Here is a 20,043-nt window from a genome sequence, read left to right as displayed (position 1 = left end):
CGTCACATCCCGATCGCGGCGAAGAAGATGGCGAACACGCCGTCCATGACAATGACGAAAAAAATGCCTTTCACGACAGACGACGTCGTGTGCTGCCCGAGCGATTCCGCGCTGCCCTGCACCGCGAGCCCCTCGACGCAGGCGACGATGCCGATCACCGCGGCCATGACAGGTGCCTTGACGATGCCAACGATGAAATGGTCGATCGAGATAGCGTCGCGCAGCCGCAGCAGGAAAGCCTCCGGCTGCACGCCCCCATAGAGCCAGGCGACGAGGCCGCCGCCATAGAGCGCGGCCATCGCGCCGAGGAAGGCCAGGATCGGCAGCGCGAGAACGAGCGCGAGCATGCGCGGCAGCACCAGCACCTCGATCGGGTCGAAACCCATGGTGCGCAGCGCGTCGATCTCCTCGCGCATCTTCATCGAGCCGAGTTCGGCGGTGTAGGCGCTGCCCGAGCGGCCCGCGACCATGATCGCGACCAGCAGCACGCCGATCTCGCGGAGCACCAGCACGCCGAGCATGTCAACGACGAACAGGTCGGCGCCGAACCTGCGGAAATGGAAGATGCCCTGCTGGGCGATGATGCAGCCGATCAGGAAGGTGATCAGCACCACGATCGGCACCGCGCGCCAGCAGACCTGCTCCAGATGATGCACGGTCGAGGTCAGGCGGAACGAGCGCGGATGAATCAGGGTGCGCGCGACCGCCGCGAGCACCGCGCCGAGCATGTCGACCAGGCCTGCGACCGTGCCGGCAACACCGGCCACGGCCCGGCCGATCTGCTCCAGCATGCCGGTGATGGTGATCGTGCTGGCGTCGATGACGGGCGTCGCCCTGACCCGCCGCACCTCGTCCACGAGGCTTGAATAATTGGCGGAGAGGCCGGCGATCTGCGCCTCGACGGCGCCCTGCGTCAGGCTGCGGCGCAGCCGCTCGATCAGCCAGGCACCAAAGGTGTCGAGCTTGGAGACCTCGGAAACGTCGATGAAGATGCTTTGCGGGCCGCCGGCGAGCTTCTCGGCGTCAGCCACCATCCGCTCCAGGACCGGCGCGAAGCTCGCGGTCCAGGTTCCGGTGGCGCAGAGTGCCAGCGCATTGCCCTTTGCAATCCGTTCCAGCTTCGGATCGCCGTTCAAGATGTCCGCTCCCGTGCCGGGGCGCGAGAAACGGTTGAAATCAGATGGTTGCGCACGCGCCCTTACCCGGAGAAGGTATCCCCAACTGGTTAACCTTAGTTGCTAGAGGTAACCAGCAGGTTCAGATTTCGCCAGAGTTCAAAATGACTTCCAGCAAAGTTCCTGCCCTCGCTGCGCGAATCGAGCGCTTTCCCATCGCCGGCAGTTTCACCATCAGCCGGGGCGCCAAGACCGAGGCCGTCACCGTTGTGGCCGAGGTCCGCCGGAAGGGCCTGACCGGCCGCGGCGAATGCGTGCCCTATCCCCGCTATGGCGAGACGCCGGAGGCGACCCTTGCCGCCATCAAGGCCATGCAGGACGCCGTGGCCGGCGGCCTCACCCGCCAGGCCCTGCAAGCCGCCATGCCGCCCGGGGCGGCCCGCAATGCCCTGGATTGTGCCCTGATCGATCTGGAAGCCAAGGCGGCCGGATTGCGGGCCTGGAGCGTGCTCGACCGCCCGGCGCCGGGCGAACGCACCACGGCTTACACGATCTCGCTGGACACGCCCGAGGCCATGGCGGCGGCGACTGCCAAGGCGGCGCACCGGCCGCTGCTCAAGATCAAGCTCGGCGGCGACGGCGACGGGGAGCGGATCGCCGCGGTGCGCAACGCCGCACCCGAATCCGAGCTGATCGTGGATGCCAACGAGGCCTGGACCGAAGCCAATCTGGAGCAGAATCTTGCGGCCTGCGAGGCCGTCGGCGTCACCTTGGTCGAGCAGCCGCTGCCCGCGGGCCAAGACGACGCGCTGGCGCGGATCAAGCGGCCGCTGGTGGTTTGCGCCGACGAGAGCGTGCACGACCGCACTTCGCTGGCGTCGCTCCGCGAGCGCTACGACGCCGTGAACATCAAGCTCGACAAGACCGGCGGCCTCACCGAGGCGCTGGCGATGGCCGATGCCGCGCAGGCGCTCGGCTTCGAGATCATGATCGGCTGCATGGTCGCGACCTCGCTGTCGATGGCGCCTGCGATGCTGGTGACGCCGCAGGCGCGCTTCGTCGATCTCGACGGCCCGCTGCTGCTGACGCGCGACCGCGATCATGGCCTGCGTTATGATGACAGCCTGGTCTACCCGCCGGACTCGTCGCTCTGGGGATGAGCTTTCAGCCGGTGCCGCGCCGACCAGATCACAAGCGCGCCGGCAGCGGCCATTGCCGCCATCACATAATAGAGGCCGTCGCCGATGCGAGCGTAGATCGCGCCTGACGCGATCGAGGTGGTCGCACCCAGCAGCCCGTTGCACGCCGCGTAATAACCCTGCCCCCGCGCGATCTGATGCGACGGCACGCGCTGCACCAGCAGACTCATGGTGCCGAGGATCGTCATCCCGAAGGTCAGGCCGTGGCCGAGTTGCACGACCGCGAGCAGCGCGAGCGGCGGATCGTACGCGGTGACGACCCAGCGCACGACCGCGCTCGCGCCCCCGATCGCCATGAGCGAGGACGGATGCGGCGAGAAGCGCGGCGACAGCGCGAACACGACGATCTCGGCGATCACCCCTAACGTCCAGAGGCCCGCGATCGTCAGCCCGCCGAGGCCGTGGGCCTGCCAGTTGATGGCCGAGAACGTATAGTACGCGACGTGACTGCCCTGGATCAGCGCGGCCGAAACGATGATGGCCCAGAAGCCGGCATCGCGCAGCAGCGCCTTGCCGGCGTGCACCGTTGTCGTCCGTCGCCTAACGTCGTCGAGCGGCTGAAGCAGCATGCCGGCGGCGACCGCAACCCCGGCCCAGGCGACGATGACCCAGATCAGATCGCGCGCCGCGATGTGGTCTACGAGATAGCCGCAGGCGAGCGAGCCGGCCGCGAACGCTGCCGAACCCCACAGCCGCACCGGCCCGTAATCGAGCCCGTAGCGGGCGACGCCACGCAGCGCATAGGCGTCGGTCAGCGGCATGGTCGGCGTCCACATCATGCAGGTCAGCGCATAGATCAGGAACAGCGCCAGCGGCTGCTGCTGCAAGCCGACCGCCGTGAACCCAATCGCCGTCGCCAGCACCGACACCATCATGCCGGCGCGAATCGCATGTCTCTTTTCAGCAAAGGCGGTGATCTGCGGCAGCGTGGTGAAGCGCGTGATCGCGGGCAGCGCGTTGATGAGGCCGATCCAGGCCGCGTCGATGCCGATCGCCTTCAGCCAGACCGGAAAGAACGGCAGATGCGTTCCCGACACCGCGAACACGGCCGAATAGAACAGCGCGAGGCTCACGGCGAATCGCCGCTTCTGAGATGCTGCGATGGGGATTTGTGATTCGGGTGCCATCAAACCAATTGCGATTCGGTCGATATCGTGATGATCGTTACTGTAACGCGCGGTGATTTGCGCGACGAGATTGACATGGCCAACGAAGCATTCGCCCTCTCGCCTATGTCTGCCCGTGCGGCCGAGCCGAACGAGCAGGATTACGACGCGATCCGCGAAGCCTTCATGGAGACCGCGCGCGGCCGCTGGTTCCTCGGCGAATACGCCAAGCGCAACCGCAATGCCGATACCCGCATGGTGCTCGACGCGGTCGCGAAAATCGAAGAAGCCCTTGCGGCACAGCGCCAACCCGTCGTCGAGGACCGCCTCCCCGAAGCCTTGGTCGCCATCCGGCACGCGATTCGTGAAGCCGAGACGATCGCAATCGCGGCGTTCGATCCTGCTGCGATCGAGGCGAGCCTCGCACCGATCCCGCGCGGCCTGCGCATCATCAAGGAGATCTCCTGGCGCTGGCGCGAGATCGGTGCCGACGGCCGAATCTGCGACCTGATTGATTCGCAGCTCGCCTCGATCGAGGCGGCCTGCGCGCAGGTTTCGACCATCGACCCCCGCGCCGACCTCAAGGCCGCATTCGATCTGCTCAAGGACCGGATCGACCAAACCGACGCTGACGCAACACCGCAGGCCGCGCGCCCCTCGCCGGCTCCGGTGCAGGAGGCACCGTCGTCCGCTGCGGAAGCTCCGCTGGCGGAGGCCGCGCCCGCGGCGATGGCCAGCGAAGCACCCGTGGCTTTTACGGAGGCGCCGCAAGACATCGCAGAGGCGATCGAGCCCGAAGCCGCCGTGGAAGCGGCCGGAATCGTCTCCGAGGCCTTCTCCGTTGCCGAGCAGGCGACGGACGCCGCGCTCGAGCCGGAGACCGTCGCCGAGAGCCGGATCGCGCCTGAAGACATCGCTTTTGAAGAGCCGGCCACTGAGGCTTTCGCGGAGGTGACGGACGAATTTTCGCTCGATGCCGCCGCCGAAGCCGAGGACGAAGCCATCCTCGAGGCCATCGCGCTGGAGATGGCCGCGCCCGACCCCGAATTCGACGAGATCATCGAACCGGTCGAGATGGAAGCGACCGTTCCGGAACCGGTGGTTGCGGAGGCTGCAGCGCCCATCGCAGCGGAGATACCGGAGCCGGCCGCAGCCGAGCCAGTCGCCGCCGCAGCGGTGGTGGAGGAGCCCGTAGAGGAAGCGCCGATCGCGATGGAATCGCTGGCGCGCCTCACCAACGCCATTGCGGAAGCCGCCGCCGAAGTGATGGAGCAGCCGGCGCCCGTCATGGCAGCATCCGCGACATTCGGCGCGGCGCAGGCCACGACGCTCCCGATGACGTCGCCGGTTCCGGAAGCTTCGCTTGGCGCCACCATCCTCGCCAGCGGCATCCTGCAAAAGCCCCGCGCCGCCGCCAACGATCCCATGGCGCCAATCCGCCGCATGACCCAGGCCGAGAAGATCGCGTTCTTCTCGTAAGGGGATGCGGCCTCCTCCGTCTCGTGTCCCGGACAAGCGAAGCACAGATCCGGAACCCACGAGCCACAGCTTCCGTCGCCACATGGCCCCGGCTCTGCAGCGCACCGTCGAAGAGACGCCAGGCTGCGTCCGCCGCACGAGAGCGGAATGAGGAAAACACTCTCTCCTCAACGTCATTGCGAGCGCAGCGCGCTCCGCTCGCAATGACGGATGCTCAGCCGATCACCCGCAATTCCACACCGCACCGATCGGCGTCCGCGTCCAGCACGGCCCAAAACTGCCGCCATTGTAGCGGCCGCCGCCGAAGCCGGGCCGGCCGAAATAGCGCCACTCGCCGTCCCAGCCGTAATATTGGGGGACCGGATCGATATACCAATGGCGCCGGTCGCTAGGCGACATCCGCCGCATCGCTTCCTTCTGCTTGTAGAGCGGAATGCTGTTGCTCAGCGGCTGGCGATAGCCCGGCAGGAAGCCGTAACCATGCCAAGCTTGCTTGGGACGCTTTTGGATCGAAGCAGCCGGCGCGACAGCCGGCAGCAGCGATAGGACGATAGCGACAGATAGACATAAAAAGCGTGACATGGATGGACGATAGACGGCCGCTTGCGGAATGACCATTCAATTTCGAGTGCCAAGTAACAAAGCCCTCACGAAACCGAATAGCAGATCGAGCGGCAGGAATCCTATTGATTAAGGGCAAGGAAACATGATTGGCGAAGTGATTGTCATTGGCGATCTGCAATTGCGTGACGGCGCCTCTGTCGACGAGCACGACCGGCTCGGCGCGCGCATGTACGACATCGTCAGTCGTCTTCCCGGCTTTGTATCGGTCAAGTCGTTCAAGGCCGACGACGGCGAGGAGCTCACCGTGTTCCGTTTTGCCTCTGAGGAAGCGCTCGAAGCCTGGCGCACCCATCCCGAACATGTCGAGACGATGAAGCGAGGACATGCCGAATTCTACGCCAGCGGCTTCCTGCAGATCTGCAAGGTGATCCGCGAGGTCGGACCATTCGAGCACGCGTGACGCCGTCCCGCATCGTTCGATCGTGCGCTGCTAGCTGATCACACCCTTCCTGATCAGGAAGCATCCGTAACTGCTGCTGTCGCCGACCTGCACGACGCCAAAGCTCGCCGCCGCCGCGCGATAAAAATCCGGCCGGGAGAGTTTTCCGGGCGTGACGGGCCGGCCGGCGGCGCGTTCGATCTCGGCGAGCACCGCGCGCTGCACGTCGGGGACGCGGTCGGGATCGTCGACCGGCATCATCACGCGGACCGGATCGGGATCGAAATCGTCGAGCGGATAGACCGACATGATGGCGCGAATCGCGGTCTCCATGCTCATGCCTGGCAACTGGATCAAGCGCTGCGAATGCGTGCTCTGCGCGATGCGCGCCGAGGGGTGATTGGCATCGACGAAAGCGAGATCGTCGCCATGGCCCATGGAAGCCAGCAGCCAAAGCAGGTCGGGCGTGAGGATCGGATCGATCGATTTCAGCATGTGACGGACTGTCCTCCCATTGGGCGCCCACCTCGGCAGGTCCAAGCGTGATTCAGATCACGCAGCCTACCATGGTGATGAGAATCACGGACATGAAACTCGAACGCGGCCAAGTTTGCCGGCAACCAATCTCGTATCGAGATCAGTGCCAAAGGAGCACGCCATGTTCCGCCTAAAACCTTTCCTGATGACGGCTAGCCTGCTGGGGAGCCTGTTCGGCTTTGCCTGCGGCCCAGTTTCCGCGCAAGTCGCCCCGGTCGAGCCGGCCCCCACCGCGCTGCAAGGCCCGGAACAGCGTGTCGCGCTGGTGATCGGCAATTCGAACTATCAGAACGCGCCGCAGCTCGCCAATCCGGACAACGACGCGGAGTCCATGGCGAAGTTCCTGAACTCCGCCGGCTTCGAAGTGGTCGCCGCGACCGACCTGACCCAGAACGACATGCTCCGCGTCGTCCAGGACTTCTCCGCCAAAGTGTCGGCGCGTGGTCCGAACACGGTGGCGATGGTCTACTATGCCGGTCACGGCGTGCAACTCGCCGGCGAGAACTACCTCGTTCCGGTCGACGCCAAGGTCTCGAGCCAGACCGAACTCGTCAACAACTCCGTCCGCCTGGTCGACGTGATGTCGACGCTGGAGACGATCCCGAGCCGTATGCGCATCGTCATCCTCGATGCCTGCCGCAATAACCCGTTCCCGAACGTGAACGATGCCGGCCGCGGCCTGGCCATCGTCGATGCCCCGAACGGCTCGATCGTCGGCTACTCGACCGCGCCGGGCGCCGAAGCGCAGGACGGCACCGGCGGCCACAGCCCCTACACGCAGGCCTTCCTGAACGTCGCGCGCGAGCCCAACGTGCCGATCGAGCAGCTGTTCAAGCGCGTGCGCCTCGAAGTGAACCAGACCACCAGCGGCGCGCAGATCCCGTGGGAGAGCTCGTCGCTCACGTCCGACTTCACCTTCTTCGGCGACACCGCGGTTGCCGCCAGCCGCGCACCGGTGAATGCGCCTGTGGTGCAGATGGCCTCCAATCTGCCGAGCCGCTCGACGCGCCAAGCCTATGACTACGTCGTGTCCGAAGCACGGCCGGAGTACTATCAGGAATTCATCACGATGTATCCGCACGACCCGCTGTGCGATCACGTCCGCTGGCTGCTCAACAACCTGCTGCTCACGCAGGCCTGGCACAAGGCGGTGCTCGCGAACTCGCCGCTCGGCTACAAGAACTTCTACGACAGCTACGGCAACACGCCCTATGCGCAGGTCGCGCTGAAGCTCCAGATGCAGCCGAAGCAGATCCCCTTGATGCAGGCGACTAAGTTCCTGGCGCCGCAGAATATCGCCCCGACCTTCAAGATCGGCAATCTCGGCCAGCCCAAATACATGCCGCTGCAGCAGGGTAATGGCGGCGCGCAAGTGAACGGCAATTTGCCGATCGTGCAGAAGTCGGGCGACAATAACGGCATCGGCAAGCTCGGCAATGGCGGCCAGATCGTCAACCTGCTCGCGGGCAACAACCAGCCCAACCAGCAGAACGGCACGCCGTCGCAGACCCCGGGCAAGATCGTGACCCTGCCTGCGCCGACCAACACCACCAACAACAATGGCGGCATCGGCAAGATCGTGACGCTGCCTGCGACCAACAAGACGCCGAATGGTACTGCCAACGGCACAACCAGTGGCAATCCTGGCAAGATCGTGAGCATGCCGGTCAATGTCGGCAAGGGCGGCACGACCATCGATACGAAGCCCGTCAACGTTCAGACGCAGAACAACCCGATCCGCATCAACAACGGGGCGAAGATCAGCAACAACCCCGTGAACAAGGTGCAGGTGCAGAACAACAACCACCCGCAGTTCAATGAGACCAACCGGATCGTCAACAACGGCAGCAACAACTTCCGGCAGTCGATGAACCAGAGCCAGGGTGGCAACGGCGGCAACAACCACCGCGGCTTCATGCACTGATCGCGGTCGGCCACACACGACAAAGGGCAGAGCGGTGACGCTCTGCCCTTCTTGATGTCAGAAGATTGATTATCAGGCCACCAGCTCGGCAAACAGATCAGCGTCGACATTGCCGCCGGAGAGCACGATGACGACATTCTTGCCGGCAACATCAAGTCGTCCCGCAAGCAGCGCCGCCAGGCCGACCGCTCCGCCCGGTTCGACCACGAGCTTCAGCTCGCGATAGGCAAAGGCGACGGCCGCGCCGACTTCCTTGTCCGAGGCGGTCACGCCGCGCGCGAGCAGCTTGCTGTTGATCGCAAAGGTCATCTCGCCGGGGATCAGGGCCATCAGCGCATCGCAGATGGTGCGGCCGGCGGGTGCGTGCGGCTCGCGGTGGCCCGCGGTCAGCGACAGGCCGTGATCGTCGAACGCGTCGGGCTCGGCCACCACGATCTCGGCCAGCGGAAAACGCGCCTTCACAGCCGTTGCAACGCCGGCGATCAGGCCGCCGCCGGAGGCCGGGGCGACCACGATGTCGGGGCTGAAACCGAGCGCCGCCATGTCCTCGGCGATCTCGCGGCCGGCGGTGCCTTGACCGGCGATCACGAAGGGATCGTCATAGGGCCTGACCAGAGTCGCGCCGCGCTTCTCGGCGATGCCGCGCGAGATCGCCTCGCGGTCGTCGCGGTCGCGGTCGTACAGCACGACCTCCGCACCGTAGGATTTGGTTCGCTCGCGCTTCGACAACGGCGCATCCGCGGGCATCACGATGGTCGCCTGCATGTCGAGGATCTTTGCCGCCGCTGCCACGCCCTGGGCATGGTTGCCGGAGGAGAACGCGACCACGCCGCCGGCGCGCTTGTCCTGCGGGATCGAGGCGACCTTGTTGAAGGCACCGCGAAACTTGAACGACCCGGTGCGCTGGAGCATCTCCGGCTTGAGATAGACCTTTGCACCGACACGCTCGTTGAGCACGGGAAAGGACAACAGCGGGGTGCGGACGGCGAAGGGTGCGATCACGCGTGCTGCGGCGTCGATATCGGCAGGGCCGATCGGAAGAAGCTGTTCTGTCATGCCTGATGTTATCGCGCCGGATGAGGCGCGGGCAAGGCATCTCCGGGCGAGGGCTTCTTCCCCTCAGGCGACGAATCGCGCCGGTTCTGCCCCGTTCCGGCCGGGCATCACGGCGCCGACGGCCAAAATGCTGTCGACAAAAGCCCGGGCCGAGGCCTCCCAGGTGTAGTTGGCGGCGAATTCCACGCAGTCCTGCCGGCAGATATCCAGCGCGGCGAAGCAGGCGCTGCGCAGATCGTGATCGAGCGCGCCGACCGGCGCATCGCCGATCATGTCGCGGGGCCCCTTCACCGGAAACGCCGCGACAGGCAGGCCGCTCGCCAAGGCTTCGAGCAGAACGAGGCCGAACGTGTCGGTCTTGCTCGGAAACACGAAGACATCGGCGGCCGCGTAGATGTCCGCCAGCTCCTCGCCATGCTTTTCGCCGAGGAAGATCGCGTCCGGATAGGCCTCCTCCAGCGCGACACGCGCCGGGCCGTCACCGACGATCACCTTGGTGCCGGGCAGCTCGAGGTCGAGGAACGCCTCGAGATTCTTCTCCACCGCGACCCGACCGACCGAGAGGAACACCGGCGCCGGCAGGCAGAGATCGATCGCGCGGGGATGGAACAGATGGGGGTCGACGCCGCGCGGCCACAGCACGACATTGTCGAAGCCGCGCTCGGTCAGCTCACTGGCGAGCGCCGGCGTCGCCGCCATCACGGCGCGGCTGGGGCTATGGAATCGGCGCAGCGCCCGCCAGATCAGCGAGCCCGGCACCGGCACGCGGGCGCGGACATATTCGGGAAAGCGGGTGTGGAAGCTGGTCGTGAAGGGCAGCTTGCGCTGCCGGCAATAGCGGCGGACCATCAGGCCGATCGGCCCCTCCGTCGCGATGTGGATGCTGTCCGGGCGCGCCTCTTCGATCAGCTTCGCGATTCTGCCCGGGCGCGGCATGGCCACCCGCACGTCCCGATAGCTCGGCATCGCAAAGGTGCGGAACCATTGCGGCGTCAGGAACGAGAATTCGACGTCGAGACTTTTGGCGGCGTCGGCAAGCTTGGTCAGCGTCCGAACCACACCGTTGACTTGCGGGTGCCAGGCGTCGGTCGCGACCAGGATGCGCATCAGGCTGCCCTTGTCATGCGGCTTTGGCTGCGATCTGCGGGACCTGTGCCGGCTTCTCGGCCTGGTTCGCCCAGGTGATGATCTCGAAATGGCCCTCGTCGTGCTCGACCAGTGCCGTGCAGCTCTCGACCCAGTCGCCGCAATTCATGTAGCGGATGCCGCCCTCGTCGCGGATCACCGCGTAGTGGATGTGGCCGCAGATCACGCCGTCGGCGTCGTGGCGCCGCGCTTCGGCGGCGAGCGCCTGCTCGAACGCGCCGATATAGTTGACCGCGTTCTTGACCTTCTGCTTGGCCCATTGCGACAGCGACCAATAGGGCACCTTGAACATGCGCCTAAAGAAGTTGACGAAGCGATTGAGCTGGATCGCGAAGTCGTAGGCCTTGTCGCCGAGATGGGCGAGCCAGCGTGCGTTCTGCACCACGAGGTCGAAGATGTCGCCGTGGATGACGAGATAGCGCTTGCCGTCCGCGCCGGTGTGGACGGTGTTCTCGACCACGTCGATGCCGCCGAAATGCGTGCCGTAATAGTTGCGCAGGAACTCGTCGTGATTGCCGGGGATGTAGATGACCTTGGCGCCCTTGCGCGCCTTGCGCAAAAGCTTCTGGACGAGGTCGTTATGCGATTGCGGCCAATGCCAGCTCGATTTCAGCGCCCAGCCGTCGACGATATCGCCGACGAGATAGATCGTGTCGGCATCATGGAAACGCAGGAAATCGAGCAGAAGATCGGCTTGAGAACCGCGGGCTCCGAGATGAACGTCGGAGATGAACAACGTGCGAAAGCGCCGCTCCGGGCTCTCGTCACTCACATCGTAACTTCCCATGCGCCAGCCTGTAACAATGTCCCGTGACAGGGGGATGACCAATTGAACCTTTGAGGCACCTTAGGATACGAATCGCGCTTGCCTCGCCCACCCGCGAATATCAGTCGCATGCGACAATCAGGCGACATGGCGTCGCAGCGCCCTCCGCAAGAACCCGGAGCTGCATGGCGGGAGGGACTAGCGGTGGCGCGCTCGCGACCGGCGGTCAGTAAAATTTATGGAAATGATGGATCGGGCCGTGTCCGTGGCCGACGCTGAAGCGGTCGGCGGCGGCGATCGCCGCGCTGATCCAGGTCTTGGCGTTGCGCACGGCGCGCTCGAGATCCTCGCCTCTGGCGAGCCCTGCGGCGACCGCCGAGGACAGCGAGCAGCCGGTGCCATGGGTGTTGCTTGTGGCAACGCGCGGCGCGGCGAGCGCGATCGTGGTGCTGGCATCGACGAGATAATCGATACTCTCGGCGCCCTCGCCGTGGCCGCCCTTGATCAGGACCGCACGACAGCCGAGCGCCAGCAGCCGGCGCCCCTGGCTTTCGATCTCGGCCTCGCTGGCCGCGACCGGCTCGTCGAGCAGAGCCGCGGCCTCGGGCAGATTGGGTGTGATCACCGAGGCCAGCGGCATCAGCTTGATGCGCAGGGCATCGACGGCATCGGACGCGAGCAGGCGATCGCCCGACGTCGCCACCATCACGGGATCGAGCACGATACGCCCGGGCGCCCAGCGCGACAGCGCGGCCGCGATCGCATCGATGCTGGCGGCTTGCGCCACCATGCCGATCTTGACCGCGCCGACCTCGAGATCGGAAAACACCGCGTCGATCTGCGCGGTGACGAATTCGGCGGGCACGGCGTGAATGCCGGTGACGCCGCGGGTGTTCTGCGCCGTCAGCGCCGTGATGGCAGAAGCGCCAAAAACGCCGAGCGCGGCAAAGGTCTTCAGGTCGGCCTGGATGCCGGCGCCGCCGCTCGAATCGGAGCCGGCAATGGTCAGCGCTACGGGTGTCGTCATGGGGCGCTCTTCAGCGTTTTCGAAGCCATGGCCCGTCCTAGCGCGCCTCTCCCAGCCCAGCAAGTTCGCTTGCTAAATCCGGCCGGGTTTGGCCTATTAGCCGTCAGATATGCTTTCGGAGTGACCGCGATGGTTCCCTTTTTCGTCCAGATCAAATGCAAGCTCGGCCAATCCTATGTGGTCGCCAATGCGCTTGCCGAAGCCGAGATCGCCTCCGAGATCTATTCCACGGCCGGGCAATACGACCTGCTGGTGAAGTTTTACGTCGACAACGACACCGATATCGGCCACTTCGTCAACGAGAAGGTGCAGGTGCTGCCCGGCATCCAGGACACCCTCACCATCATCACCTTCAAGGCGTTTGGCGCGAGTTGACCGTCCGAAAAAGGGCAGGCCCGATCAGGTGCCGCCCTCCTTGCGCTTGGGACGCGGCGGACCGTCCACCGGCGGCAGCGACTTGAGATAGTCCGCCATCGCCGCGAGATCGTCGTCCGGCAGTTGCGAGGTGTTCTTGATCACCCGCGTCATCGCGCCGCCGACGCTGTCGCCGTCGGGCAATTCGCCGGTCTTCAGGAAATAGGCAATATCCTTCGCGCTCCACTCGCCAAGGCCCTTCTGGGTGATGTTGGGCACCCATCCCTCGCCTTCCGGATTGGGGCCTCCAGCGAAGCGTTGTGCGGCGGTGATGCCGCCAAGCGCGTTGCGCGGGCTGTGGCATTCCGCGCAATGGCCAAAACTGTTGACGAGATAGGCGCCGCGATTCCACTGCGGTGACTTCGCGCTGTCGGGGACGAAGGGCTTGTCGTCCAGAAATAAGAATTTCCAAATGCCGACGTTACGCCGGATGTTGAACGGAAAGCGCACATCGTGGTCGCGCACCTTGCCTGCGACGGCCGGCAGCGTTTTCAGGTACGCAAAGAGATCGAGCACGTCCTCGCGCCTGGCGTGCTGATAGGACGTATAGGGAAAGGCCGGAAAATAATGCCCTCCGTCCGGCGAGACCCCGTGCATCACCGCATTGACGAATTCGGCATCGTTCCATTTGCCGATGCCATCGGTCGGATCGGACGAGATGTTCGGCGCGTAGAACGTTCCGAACGGCGACTTGATCGCGACGCCGCCGCCGAGCCTGAGACGATCGGGCTGGTCGGGGACGGCATGGCATGAGGCGCAGCCGCCGGCGTTGAACATCACCTGGCCATTGGCAAGATCAGGGACGCGGGCAGGCGCGGTGCCGACGGCCGCCTCCACCGGCGCGCTGAGCCACCAATAGACGCCGGCTGTGGCGAGTGCGGCGAGCAGCGCCACGGAGATTGTTCGTCGCAACATGCGGTCCTTTCGTCATCGCGGCGAAGCTTATGACCGATGTCCTCGCGGCTCCAGCCACGAAGAATTTAGCCCACCGCGGCCTGAAACGGGAATAAACTGCAATGCCGGCTGTTGGAAGTTTGGCAGCCCAAACGGGTTCAGCAGGGAGAAAAATCATGAACAAGATCGTCATCGCCATGTCAGTGCTTGGCGCCGTTGCTTTTGCGGGTTCGGCCAGCGCGGAAAAGCTGAAAGCAACGCTCGACGCCAAGTCGGAGGTCCCCGCAACGACCAGCAGCGGCACCGGAACGGCCGATCTGGATTACGACGCCGCCAGCAAGAAGCTGTCCTGGAAGGTCACCTATTCCGGCCTGTCCGGCCCTGCCACCGCCGCGCATTTCCACGGACCTGCCGAGCCCGGCAAGAACGCCGGCGTTGCGATCCCGATCCCAGGCGCTGCGACCAGCCCGGCCGAGGGCTCGGCGACGCTGACCGACGCGCAGGCCGCCGATCTGCTCGGCGGCAAACTCTACGTCAACATCCACACCGCGGCCAATCCGGGGGGCGAGATCCGTGGTCAGGTGACGAAGTAAGCTTCGCACAGACCAACAAAAGGGGCGGCTGCTTGCGCAACCGCCCTTTTCGATTCCGCGTAGCGCTGGCGCAGGCGTCACACCTCAGGTTCGGCTGCGTTCAGCGCCTGCGCGAGGTCGGCGATCAAATCCGACGGGTGCTCGATGCCGATCGACAGCCGGATCGTGGAATCGAGCACGCCGATCTTCCGGCGGATGTCGGCGGGGACGCCGGAGTGGGTCATGGTGGCAGGCAGGCTCGCAAGCGACTCCGTTCCACCAAGGCTCACCGCCAGCTTGAGGATTTGCAGCGCGTTGAGGAATTTCATGGCGGCGGCCTTGCCCCCGACGATGTCGAACGAGAACGTGGACCCTGCCCCCGAGCATTGCCGCGCAAACACAAGTCCGTCCGGCGACGCCGCGTCGTGATGACCGAGATAGTGCACCTTGGCCACTTTGGGATGATCGCGCAGATAGTCCGCCACGAGGCGCGCATTCGCATCCGCCTTTTCCATGCGCAGGCTCAGCGTCTCGAGCGAGCGGTTGATCATCCAGCAGGAATGCGGATCGAGCTGGGTGCCGATGGCGCCCCGCAGCGCCTTGATGCCTTTCACCACCGCCTTCGCGCCGAGCGCGGCGCCCGCGATCAGATCTGAATGACCGCCGACATATTTCGTGAGCGAGTACAGGGAAATATCGGCGCCGTGCTCGATCGGTCGCTGAAACACCGGCCCGAGCAGCGTATTGTCGCAGGCGATGATCGGAACGTGTCCTTGGGTCTTTCCGATGCTCTCAGCGACACGCCGCATCATCGCGATGTCGACCAGCCCGTTGGTCGGGTTGGCCGGGGTCTCGATCAGGATCATCGAAATCCGGCCCTTGCGCATGGCCTCCTCCGCGGCTTGGCTGACCACGGCTTCATCGACGCCATCGGCGAAGCCGACGGCGCCGATCGACAGACGCGCAAGCGTATTCGTCAGCAGCGTTTCGGTGCCGCCGTAAAGCGGCTGGGAGTGCAGAATGACGTCGCCGGGGCGGACGAACGCCAGGATCGTGGTCGCGATGGCCGCCATGCCGGATGAGAACAGCGCACAGCTCTCGGTGCGCTCGTAGATCGCGAGCCTGTCCTCGACGATTTCGCTGTTGGGGTGATTGAAGCGCGAATAGACCAGGCCCGCGCCCATTCCTTCCGGCGGCTCGCGCCGGCCGGAGACGAAATCGAAGAAGTCCTGCCCGTCCTCGGCCGTCTTGAACACGAAGGTCGAGGTCAGGAACACCGGCGGCTTGACGGCGCCTTCCGACAATTGCGGATCATAGCCATAGGTCAGCATCAGCGTTTCCGGATGCAGCATATGGTTGCCGATGTGCGTCTTAGACGGGAACGGTTTTACCATGGCTTGTCTCGCTGTTGCTGATTGAGGCGCTCGCCGCGGGTTGGAACTCCTGATGTCGTGACGCAGTCAGGAGCGAGATGCGTCAGCGTCAAAAGCTCACGCCAATGCCGCGGCGGCTGGAGCAAAGATAGCTGCTCCGGTAGCGATCCGTCAGGCCTTGCGGATAGAATTTCCAGCAGCGCTGCGCGCCGACATGAAAAAAGCGGCTGCTTTCGCAACCGCTTTTTCCCGATTCCCAGTAGCCCGGATGGAGCGAAGCGCAATCCGGGCTACGAATCTTTTTCTTCCGTCAACCGTTCTTCACACGAAACGTCTCGTGGCAGCCGCCGCATTCCTTGCCGACCGCGGGGAAATTCGCCTTGAGCGAGTCGAGATCCTTGATCTTGCCCTTGGCCTCGCCGACGACCTTGGCGAAGCTCGCGACCTTCGCATCGAACCCGGCCTTGTCCTCCCAGATCTTCGGCGAGGCGCTGTAGTCGCCCTCGGGCTTCATACCCTTTGCGCTCGCCGGAAACAGGTGCGGCAGCTTCTTGGCGGTGTCCTCGAACTGCGCCAGCGCGCTGTCCACAGTGGCCTGATCATAGGGCTTCTCGCCCTTGACCATGGCCGCCACTGCGCCGGCGTTCTTGCCGTTGCCCTTCATGAGAGTCTGCACTTCCTTGACGGAATCCTGTTGTGCCCAAACCGCGCCCATACCGAGCAGGAGCGCGCCCCCAACCACCAACACTCGCTTCATTCGCAAAATCCCTTTCCTTGATGCAGGATCGTGCTGACCCCTCAATGGGCCAACACCGCTCGGCAGATTTCATTCCCGTGGAAGATTGTCACAGGCTGTGACGGCGATGGTGCTCGTTGATGGCGATCCACACCCGTTCCGGGGTCGCCGGCATGTCGATGTGGTCGATCTTGTATTCGCGCCAGAGCCCGTCGACGATGGCGTTGACGACCGCCGGGCAGGACCCGATCGCACCGGCCTCGCCCGCGCCCTTCACCCCCAGCGGATTGGTCTTGCAGGGAACGTTGGCGGTCTCGAACACGAAGGCCGGCCCGTCCGCCGCGCGCGGCAGCGCGTAGTCCATGAAGGTCGCGGTGACGAGCTGGCCATCGCCCGCGCCATAGACCACCTGCTCCATCAACGCCTGGCCGATGCCCTGCATGGCGCCGCCATGGACCTGGCCGGCCAGCAGCAGCGGATTGAGCGTCATGCCGAAATCGTCGACGATCACGTAGTTGACGATTTTGATGATGCCGGTGGCCGGATCGATCTCGACCTCGGCGACATGGGTGCCGTTGGGATAGGTGCCGTCGGCGCTGGCGAAGGTCGCGCTCGCGTTCAGCTTCGAGGGATCCGCGCCGGGCCGCTTGGCGAGATCAGTGAACGAGATCGAGCGGTCGGTGCCGGCGATGCGCACGATGCCGTCGGTGATCTCGAGGTCGCCGGCGCTGGCTTCCAGCGCCTGGGCCGCGATTTCCTTCAGCTTCTGCCCGAGCTCGCGGGTCGCGCGCTCGACGCTGACACCGCCCGACGGGATCGAAGCCGAGCCGCCGGTGCCGAGGCCCGTGGCGATCATGTCGGTGTCGCCCTGGTGGACGTGCACGCGCTCGGGCGCCACGCCGAACTGCTCGGCAACGATCTGCGCATAGGCGGTCTGGTGGCCCTGCCCGCTCGACTGGGTGCCGATCAGGACCGTGATATCGCCATTGGGGTCCATCCGCACATTGGCGGTCTCCTCGCCCATGGTGCCGCAGACCTCGACATAGCTCGCAAGTCCGATGCCGCGGATCAGGCCGTTCTTCTTGGCCGCCTTGGCGCGCTTGCCAAACTCCTTCCAATCGGCGATCTCCATCGCGCGCTTCAGATGCGCGGCGAAGTCGCCGGAATCGTAGACTTTGCCGGTCGCGGTCTTGTAGGGCAGCGCCTTCGGCTGGATGAAATTCTTGCGGCGGATGGCATCCACCGTCATGTCGAGCTTTCGCGCGCAGGCGTCCACGAGACGTTCGATGACGTAAGCAGCCTCGGGCCGCCCGGCGCCGCGATAGGCATCGACCGGCACGCTGTTGGTGAAGATGGTGCGCACCCGGCAGTGGAACGCCTGGATGTCGTAGAGGCCCGGCAGCATGCCGGCGCCGCCATGCGGGATATAGGGCCCGAAGGTCGACAGATACGCGCCCATGTCGCCCATCAGGTCGCAATCCATCGCCAGGAACTTGCCGTCCTCGGCCAGCGCCATCTTCGCGGTGGTGACGTTGTCGCGGCCCTGCGCGTCGCCCATGAAATGCTCGGTACGGTCGGCGGCCCATTTCACCGCCTTCTTCAGCTTTCGCGCGGCGACTGCCAACAGGGCGTATTCCCGATAGGGAAACAGCTTGGTGCCGAAGCCGCCGCCGACGTCGGGGCAGATCACCCGCATCTTGTCGGTCGGAATGTTGAGCACGTTCTGGCAGAGGATATCGCGCAGGCGATGGCTGCCCTGGCTGCCGACCGTCAGCGTCAGATGGTCGCGCTTGGCGTCGTATTCGCACACCGCCGCGCGCGTCTCCATGAAGTTCGCGACCACGCGCGGATTGACGATCGAGATCTCGGCCACCGCATGCGCTTTGGCAAACGCCGCTTCGGTCGCTTTCTTGTCACCGATCGAGACGTCGAACAGCACGTTGCCGGGCTTGTCCGGCCAGACCTGCGGCGCGCCCTTCTTCACGGCATTGACGACACCGGTCACCGCCGGCAGCGGGCTCCATTTGACCTCGATCGCCTCGATCGCGTCGCGGGCCTGGTCGATGGTCTCGGCGACCACGAAGGCGATGGAATCGCCGACATGGCGCACTTCGTCCTTGGCGAGGATCGGGTAAGGCGGCCCGGTGAAGGGATCGGTCTCGAGATTGAACAGGCAGGGCAGATTGCCGAGATCCCCAACGTCATCGGCGGTCAGGATCAGCGCGACGCCGGGAAGGGTGCGGGCGCGGCTCGCATCGATGGTGTATTTGGCATGCGCATGCGGCGAGCGCAGCATCAGGGCGTGAAGCACGGCCTGCGGCGCATAATCGTCGGTATAGCGGCCCTTGCCGCGGATGAGCGCGTCATCCTCCTTGCGCAACACGCTTTGGCCAACGCCAAACTTGATGGGAGCCGCCATTTTTCTCGTCCCGTTTCTCATGGTTGTTTTGCCGGCATATTGCCGTGGAAAAACTGGCAAGGCAAACGGGTTTAGCCATGCGAAAACCGTCCAGCGCCCTCACCTGTCAGAGCAGGATGGAACGGGAGCGCCGCAACTCGGTCATTTCGCCGTGAGGAACGGTCCGCTTGATGGCATGATAGTTGCCGAACCCGCCCGCAGTGCACGCCTGAGAACAAGCAGCCGTGCTGACGGCTGCTTGCTCGCAAAGCGCATCTCCGCTTCGGATGGCTCATCAGTTACATCCCCCCGCGGCTCCATAGATCTCTGGCGTGATCCCTCAGCCTATCGATAGCCCGTTCCGGCGAGATGTAGTCGATCTCGCCGCGCGTCAGGCCGATATCCATCAGCTCCCGGTCACTCAGGTCCCGCAAGGCGATTTGTGGGCCCTGCCGCCAGCGCCAGTCCTGGAGCGCACGCCAGTATCGCGCGAGCAAGCCTGGGATGCTCCACGTCGAGGCAAGCTCGAGGGGGAGCCTCTCCGGCTCGGATGTCATGATCGTCTGTTGGGGTGGCATGGGACGCTCCTGCTGTTGTGCCGGCAGGGAAGCGTGGCCAAACAAAAGGCCCCGTCCGATGCCGGCGGGGCCTGGTGAAAAGATGTCGTCGTCGAATTTCTAGCGCGCGACTCCTTCCACGGCCCGGCCGAAGCGGGTCATGTGGTTGCGGTTGAGTTTGCGCACTGATTTGATCATGCGCTGCGATTACCATAGCAATCGCGCAAAATCAAGAGATGTGTGGAGGTCGGTTGCACCCTGGAAGCGAGCCCCTTACTCTGGCGCTTTCTTGCCCCTACACACGCCTCAGGACTTCGTCTGCTTCGCTTCCACGTATCGTGCGAAGTTGTCGAGGATTGCCTGCCAACCGCCTTGCTGCTGCTCGACCGAGTGCGTCGATTCGCCATCGAAGACCACGCGAACCAGAATGCCCTTCGGGCCGGGCACAAACTCGACTTCGGCATTTCGCTCGCCGAACGCGTATTCGATACGCTTGTGCTCGACGATTTTCGTGTAGGTACCGGCGAAGTCAAAGCCCATGCTGCCGTCCTTGGCCTCCATGCGCGATGAGAAGACACCGCCTTCTCGCAGGTCGACGGTCGCCTTGGTCGTATGCCAGTCGTCGGACGCGGCGTTCCACTTCATGATGTCGGCAGGCGTCGTATAAGCGCGCCAGACCTGATCGATAGGGGCTGCTACGTTGGTTTCGACGGTGATCCTCATAAACAGTGCTCCTGGTTC

Annotated in this window: 20 protein-coding genes; 6 read left to right on the top strand and 14 right to left on the bottom strand. The window is 64.6% G+C overall.

Going from position 1 to position 20,043, the window contains the following annotated elements:
* Positions 1-2: 2 nt before the first annotated feature.
* A complete protein-coding gene (locus tag BcanWU425_RS14000; RefSeq protein ID WP_204511765.1) occupies positions 3-1,136 on the bottom strand; it encodes an MlaE family ABC transporter permease in 1,134 nt (377 codons plus the stop codon).
* A 143-nt stretch (positions 1,137-1,279) separates the two neighbouring features.
* On the opposite strand from BcanWU425_RS14000, the gene dgcA reads away from it, so the two are divergent.
* Positions 1,280-2,275 (top strand): N-acetyl-D-Glu racemase DgcA, encoded by a 996-nt coding sequence (dgcA, locus tag BcanWU425_RS13995; protein ID WP_204511766.1) that lies wholly within the window; start codon positions 1,280-1,282, stop codon positions 2,273-2,275.
* Here the strand turns inward: dgcA and BcanWU425_RS13990 are convergent.
* The gene (locus BcanWU425_RS13990; RefSeq protein ID WP_204511767.1) at positions 2,245-3,441 is read right to left on the bottom strand and encodes an MFS transporter; all 1,197 of its coding nucleotides are present in this window, start codon (positions 3,439-3,441) and stop codon (positions 2,245-2,247) included. The two genes, dgcA and BcanWU425_RS13990, sit on opposite strands and share 31 nt — an antisense overlap.
* Positions 3,442-3,516: 75 nt before the next feature.
* Here BcanWU425_RS13990 and BcanWU425_RS13985 point away from each other — a divergent pair, with 75 nt between their 5' ends.
* On the top strand, positions 3,517-4,899 hold the full coding sequence (locus BcanWU425_RS13985) for a hypothetical protein (RefSeq protein ID WP_162496464.1): 1,383 nt from the start codon (positions 3,517-3,519) through the stop codon (positions 4,897-4,899).
* Between the two features lie 222 nt (positions 4,900-5,121).
* Here the strand turns inward: BcanWU425_RS13985 and BcanWU425_RS13980 are convergent, their stop codons facing one another.
* Positions 5,122-5,517, bottom strand: a complete 396-nt coding sequence (locus BcanWU425_RS13980; RefSeq protein ID WP_018457527.1) for a hypothetical protein — start codon at positions 5,515-5,517, stop codon at positions 5,122-5,124.
* An 88-nt stretch (positions 5,518-5,605) separates the two neighbouring features.
* Here BcanWU425_RS13980 and BcanWU425_RS13975 point away from each other — a divergent pair, with 88 nt between their 5' ends.
* Entirely contained in the window at positions 5,606-5,923 is a 318-nt protein-coding gene (locus BcanWU425_RS13975) for an antibiotic biosynthesis monooxygenase family protein (protein ID WP_007602028.1), read from the top strand.
* Between the two features lie 30 nt (positions 5,924-5,953).
* Here the strand turns inward: BcanWU425_RS13975 and BcanWU425_RS13970 are convergent, their stop codons facing one another.
* Entirely contained in the window at positions 5,954-6,397 is a 444-nt protein-coding gene (locus BcanWU425_RS13970; protein WP_018457525.1) for an RbsD/FucU family protein, read from the bottom strand.
* 163 nt (positions 6,398-6,560) lie between these two features.
* Here BcanWU425_RS13970 and BcanWU425_RS13965 point away from each other — a divergent pair, with 163 nt between their 5' ends.
* Positions 6,561-8,363, top strand: coding sequence for a caspase family protein (locus BcanWU425_RS13965; RefSeq protein WP_204511769.1), 1,803 nt, complete (start codon positions 6,561-6,563; stop codon positions 8,361-8,363).
* Between the two features lie 72 nt (positions 8,364-8,435).
* On the opposite strand, the gene BcanWU425_RS13960 is transcribed toward BcanWU425_RS13965, so the two are convergent.
* From BcanWU425_RS13960 to thiD, 4 genes are all read right to left on the bottom strand, one after another.
* The gene (locus BcanWU425_RS13960) at positions 8,436-9,419 is read right to left on the bottom strand and encodes a threonine/serine dehydratase (protein ID WP_204511770.1); all 984 of its coding nucleotides are present in this window, start codon (positions 9,417-9,419) and stop codon (positions 8,436-8,438) included.
* Between the two features lie 63 nt (positions 9,420-9,482).
* On the bottom strand, positions 9,483-10,526 hold the full coding sequence (locus tag BcanWU425_RS13955) for a glycosyltransferase family 4 protein (protein ID WP_204511771.1): 1,044 nt from the start codon (positions 10,524-10,526) through the stop codon (positions 9,483-9,485).
* 13 nt (positions 10,527-10,539) lie between these two features.
* A complete protein-coding gene (locus BcanWU425_RS13950; protein ID WP_085348823.1) occupies positions 10,540-11,352 on the bottom strand; it encodes a UDP-2,3-diacylglucosamine diphosphatase in 813 nt (270 codons plus the stop codon).
* A gap of 205 nt (positions 11,353-11,557) precedes the next feature.
* Complete coding sequence (thiD, locus tag BcanWU425_RS13945; protein WP_204511772.1) at positions 11,558-12,358, bottom strand: bifunctional hydroxymethylpyrimidine kinase/phosphomethylpyrimidine kinase; 801 nt, start codon at positions 12,356-12,358, stop codon at positions 11,558-11,560.
* A 129-nt stretch (positions 12,359-12,487) separates the two neighbouring features.
* Here thiD and BcanWU425_RS13940 point away from each other — a divergent pair, with 129 nt between their 5' ends.
* Complete coding sequence (locus BcanWU425_RS13940) at positions 12,488-12,733, top strand: Lrp/AsnC ligand binding domain-containing protein (protein WP_007602021.1); 246 nt, start codon at positions 12,488-12,490, stop codon at positions 12,731-12,733.
* Positions 12,734-12,757: 24 nt separating this feature from the next.
* On the opposite strand, the gene BcanWU425_RS13935 is transcribed toward BcanWU425_RS13940, so the two are convergent.
* A complete protein-coding gene (locus tag BcanWU425_RS13935) occupies positions 12,758-13,687 on the bottom strand; it encodes a c-type cytochrome (RefSeq protein ID WP_204511773.1) in 930 nt (309 codons plus the stop codon).
* A gap of 155 nt (positions 13,688-13,842) precedes the next feature.
* Here BcanWU425_RS13935 and BcanWU425_RS13930 point away from each other — a divergent pair, with 155 nt between their 5' ends.
* Positions 13,843-14,259, top strand: coding sequence for a CHRD domain-containing protein (locus BcanWU425_RS13930; protein WP_007602019.1), 417 nt, complete (start codon positions 13,843-13,845; stop codon positions 14,257-14,259).
* Positions 14,260-14,336: 77 nt separating this feature from the next.
* On the opposite strand, the gene BcanWU425_RS13925 is transcribed toward BcanWU425_RS13930, so the two are convergent.
* The 5 genes from BcanWU425_RS13925 to BcanWU425_RS13905 all read right to left on the bottom strand — a co-directional run bounded on the left by BcanWU425_RS13925 (position 14,337) and on the right by BcanWU425_RS13905 (position 20,025).
* A complete protein-coding gene (locus BcanWU425_RS13925; protein ID WP_085348820.1) occupies positions 14,337-15,632 on the bottom strand; it encodes a cystathionine gamma-synthase family protein in 1,296 nt (431 codons plus the stop codon).
* Between the two features lie 289 nt (positions 15,633-15,921).
* Complete coding sequence (locus BcanWU425_RS13920; RefSeq protein ID WP_018457514.1) at positions 15,922-16,368, bottom strand: c-type cytochrome; 447 nt, start codon at positions 16,366-16,368, stop codon at positions 15,922-15,924.
* A gap of 88 nt (positions 16,369-16,456) precedes the next feature.
* A complete protein-coding gene (locus BcanWU425_RS13915) occupies positions 16,457-18,766 on the bottom strand; it encodes a xanthine dehydrogenase family protein molybdopterin-binding subunit (protein WP_204511774.1) in 2,310 nt (769 codons plus the stop codon).
* Positions 18,767-19,044: 278 nt separating this feature from the next.
* Positions 19,045-19,323: a DUF1127 domain-containing protein gene (locus BcanWU425_RS13910; RefSeq protein ID WP_085348852.1), complete on the bottom strand. Its 279-nt coding sequence runs from the start codon at positions 19,321-19,323 to the stop codon at positions 19,045-19,047.
* Between the two features lie 285 nt (positions 19,324-19,608).
* Positions 19,609-20,025, bottom strand: a complete 417-nt coding sequence (locus tag BcanWU425_RS13905; RefSeq protein ID WP_085348818.1) for an SRPBCC family protein — start codon at positions 20,023-20,025, stop codon at positions 19,609-19,611.
* Positions 20,026-20,043: the final 18 nt, after the last annotated feature.

The organism is Bradyrhizobium sp. WU425 (genome assembly GCF_021052305.1).
In the GTDB taxonomy this organism is placed as follows: Bacteria; Pseudomonadota; Alphaproteobacteria; order Rhizobiales; family Xanthobacteraceae; genus Bradyrhizobium; species Bradyrhizobium canariense_D.
This window is presented reverse-complemented; position numbering and strand designations above follow the sequence as displayed.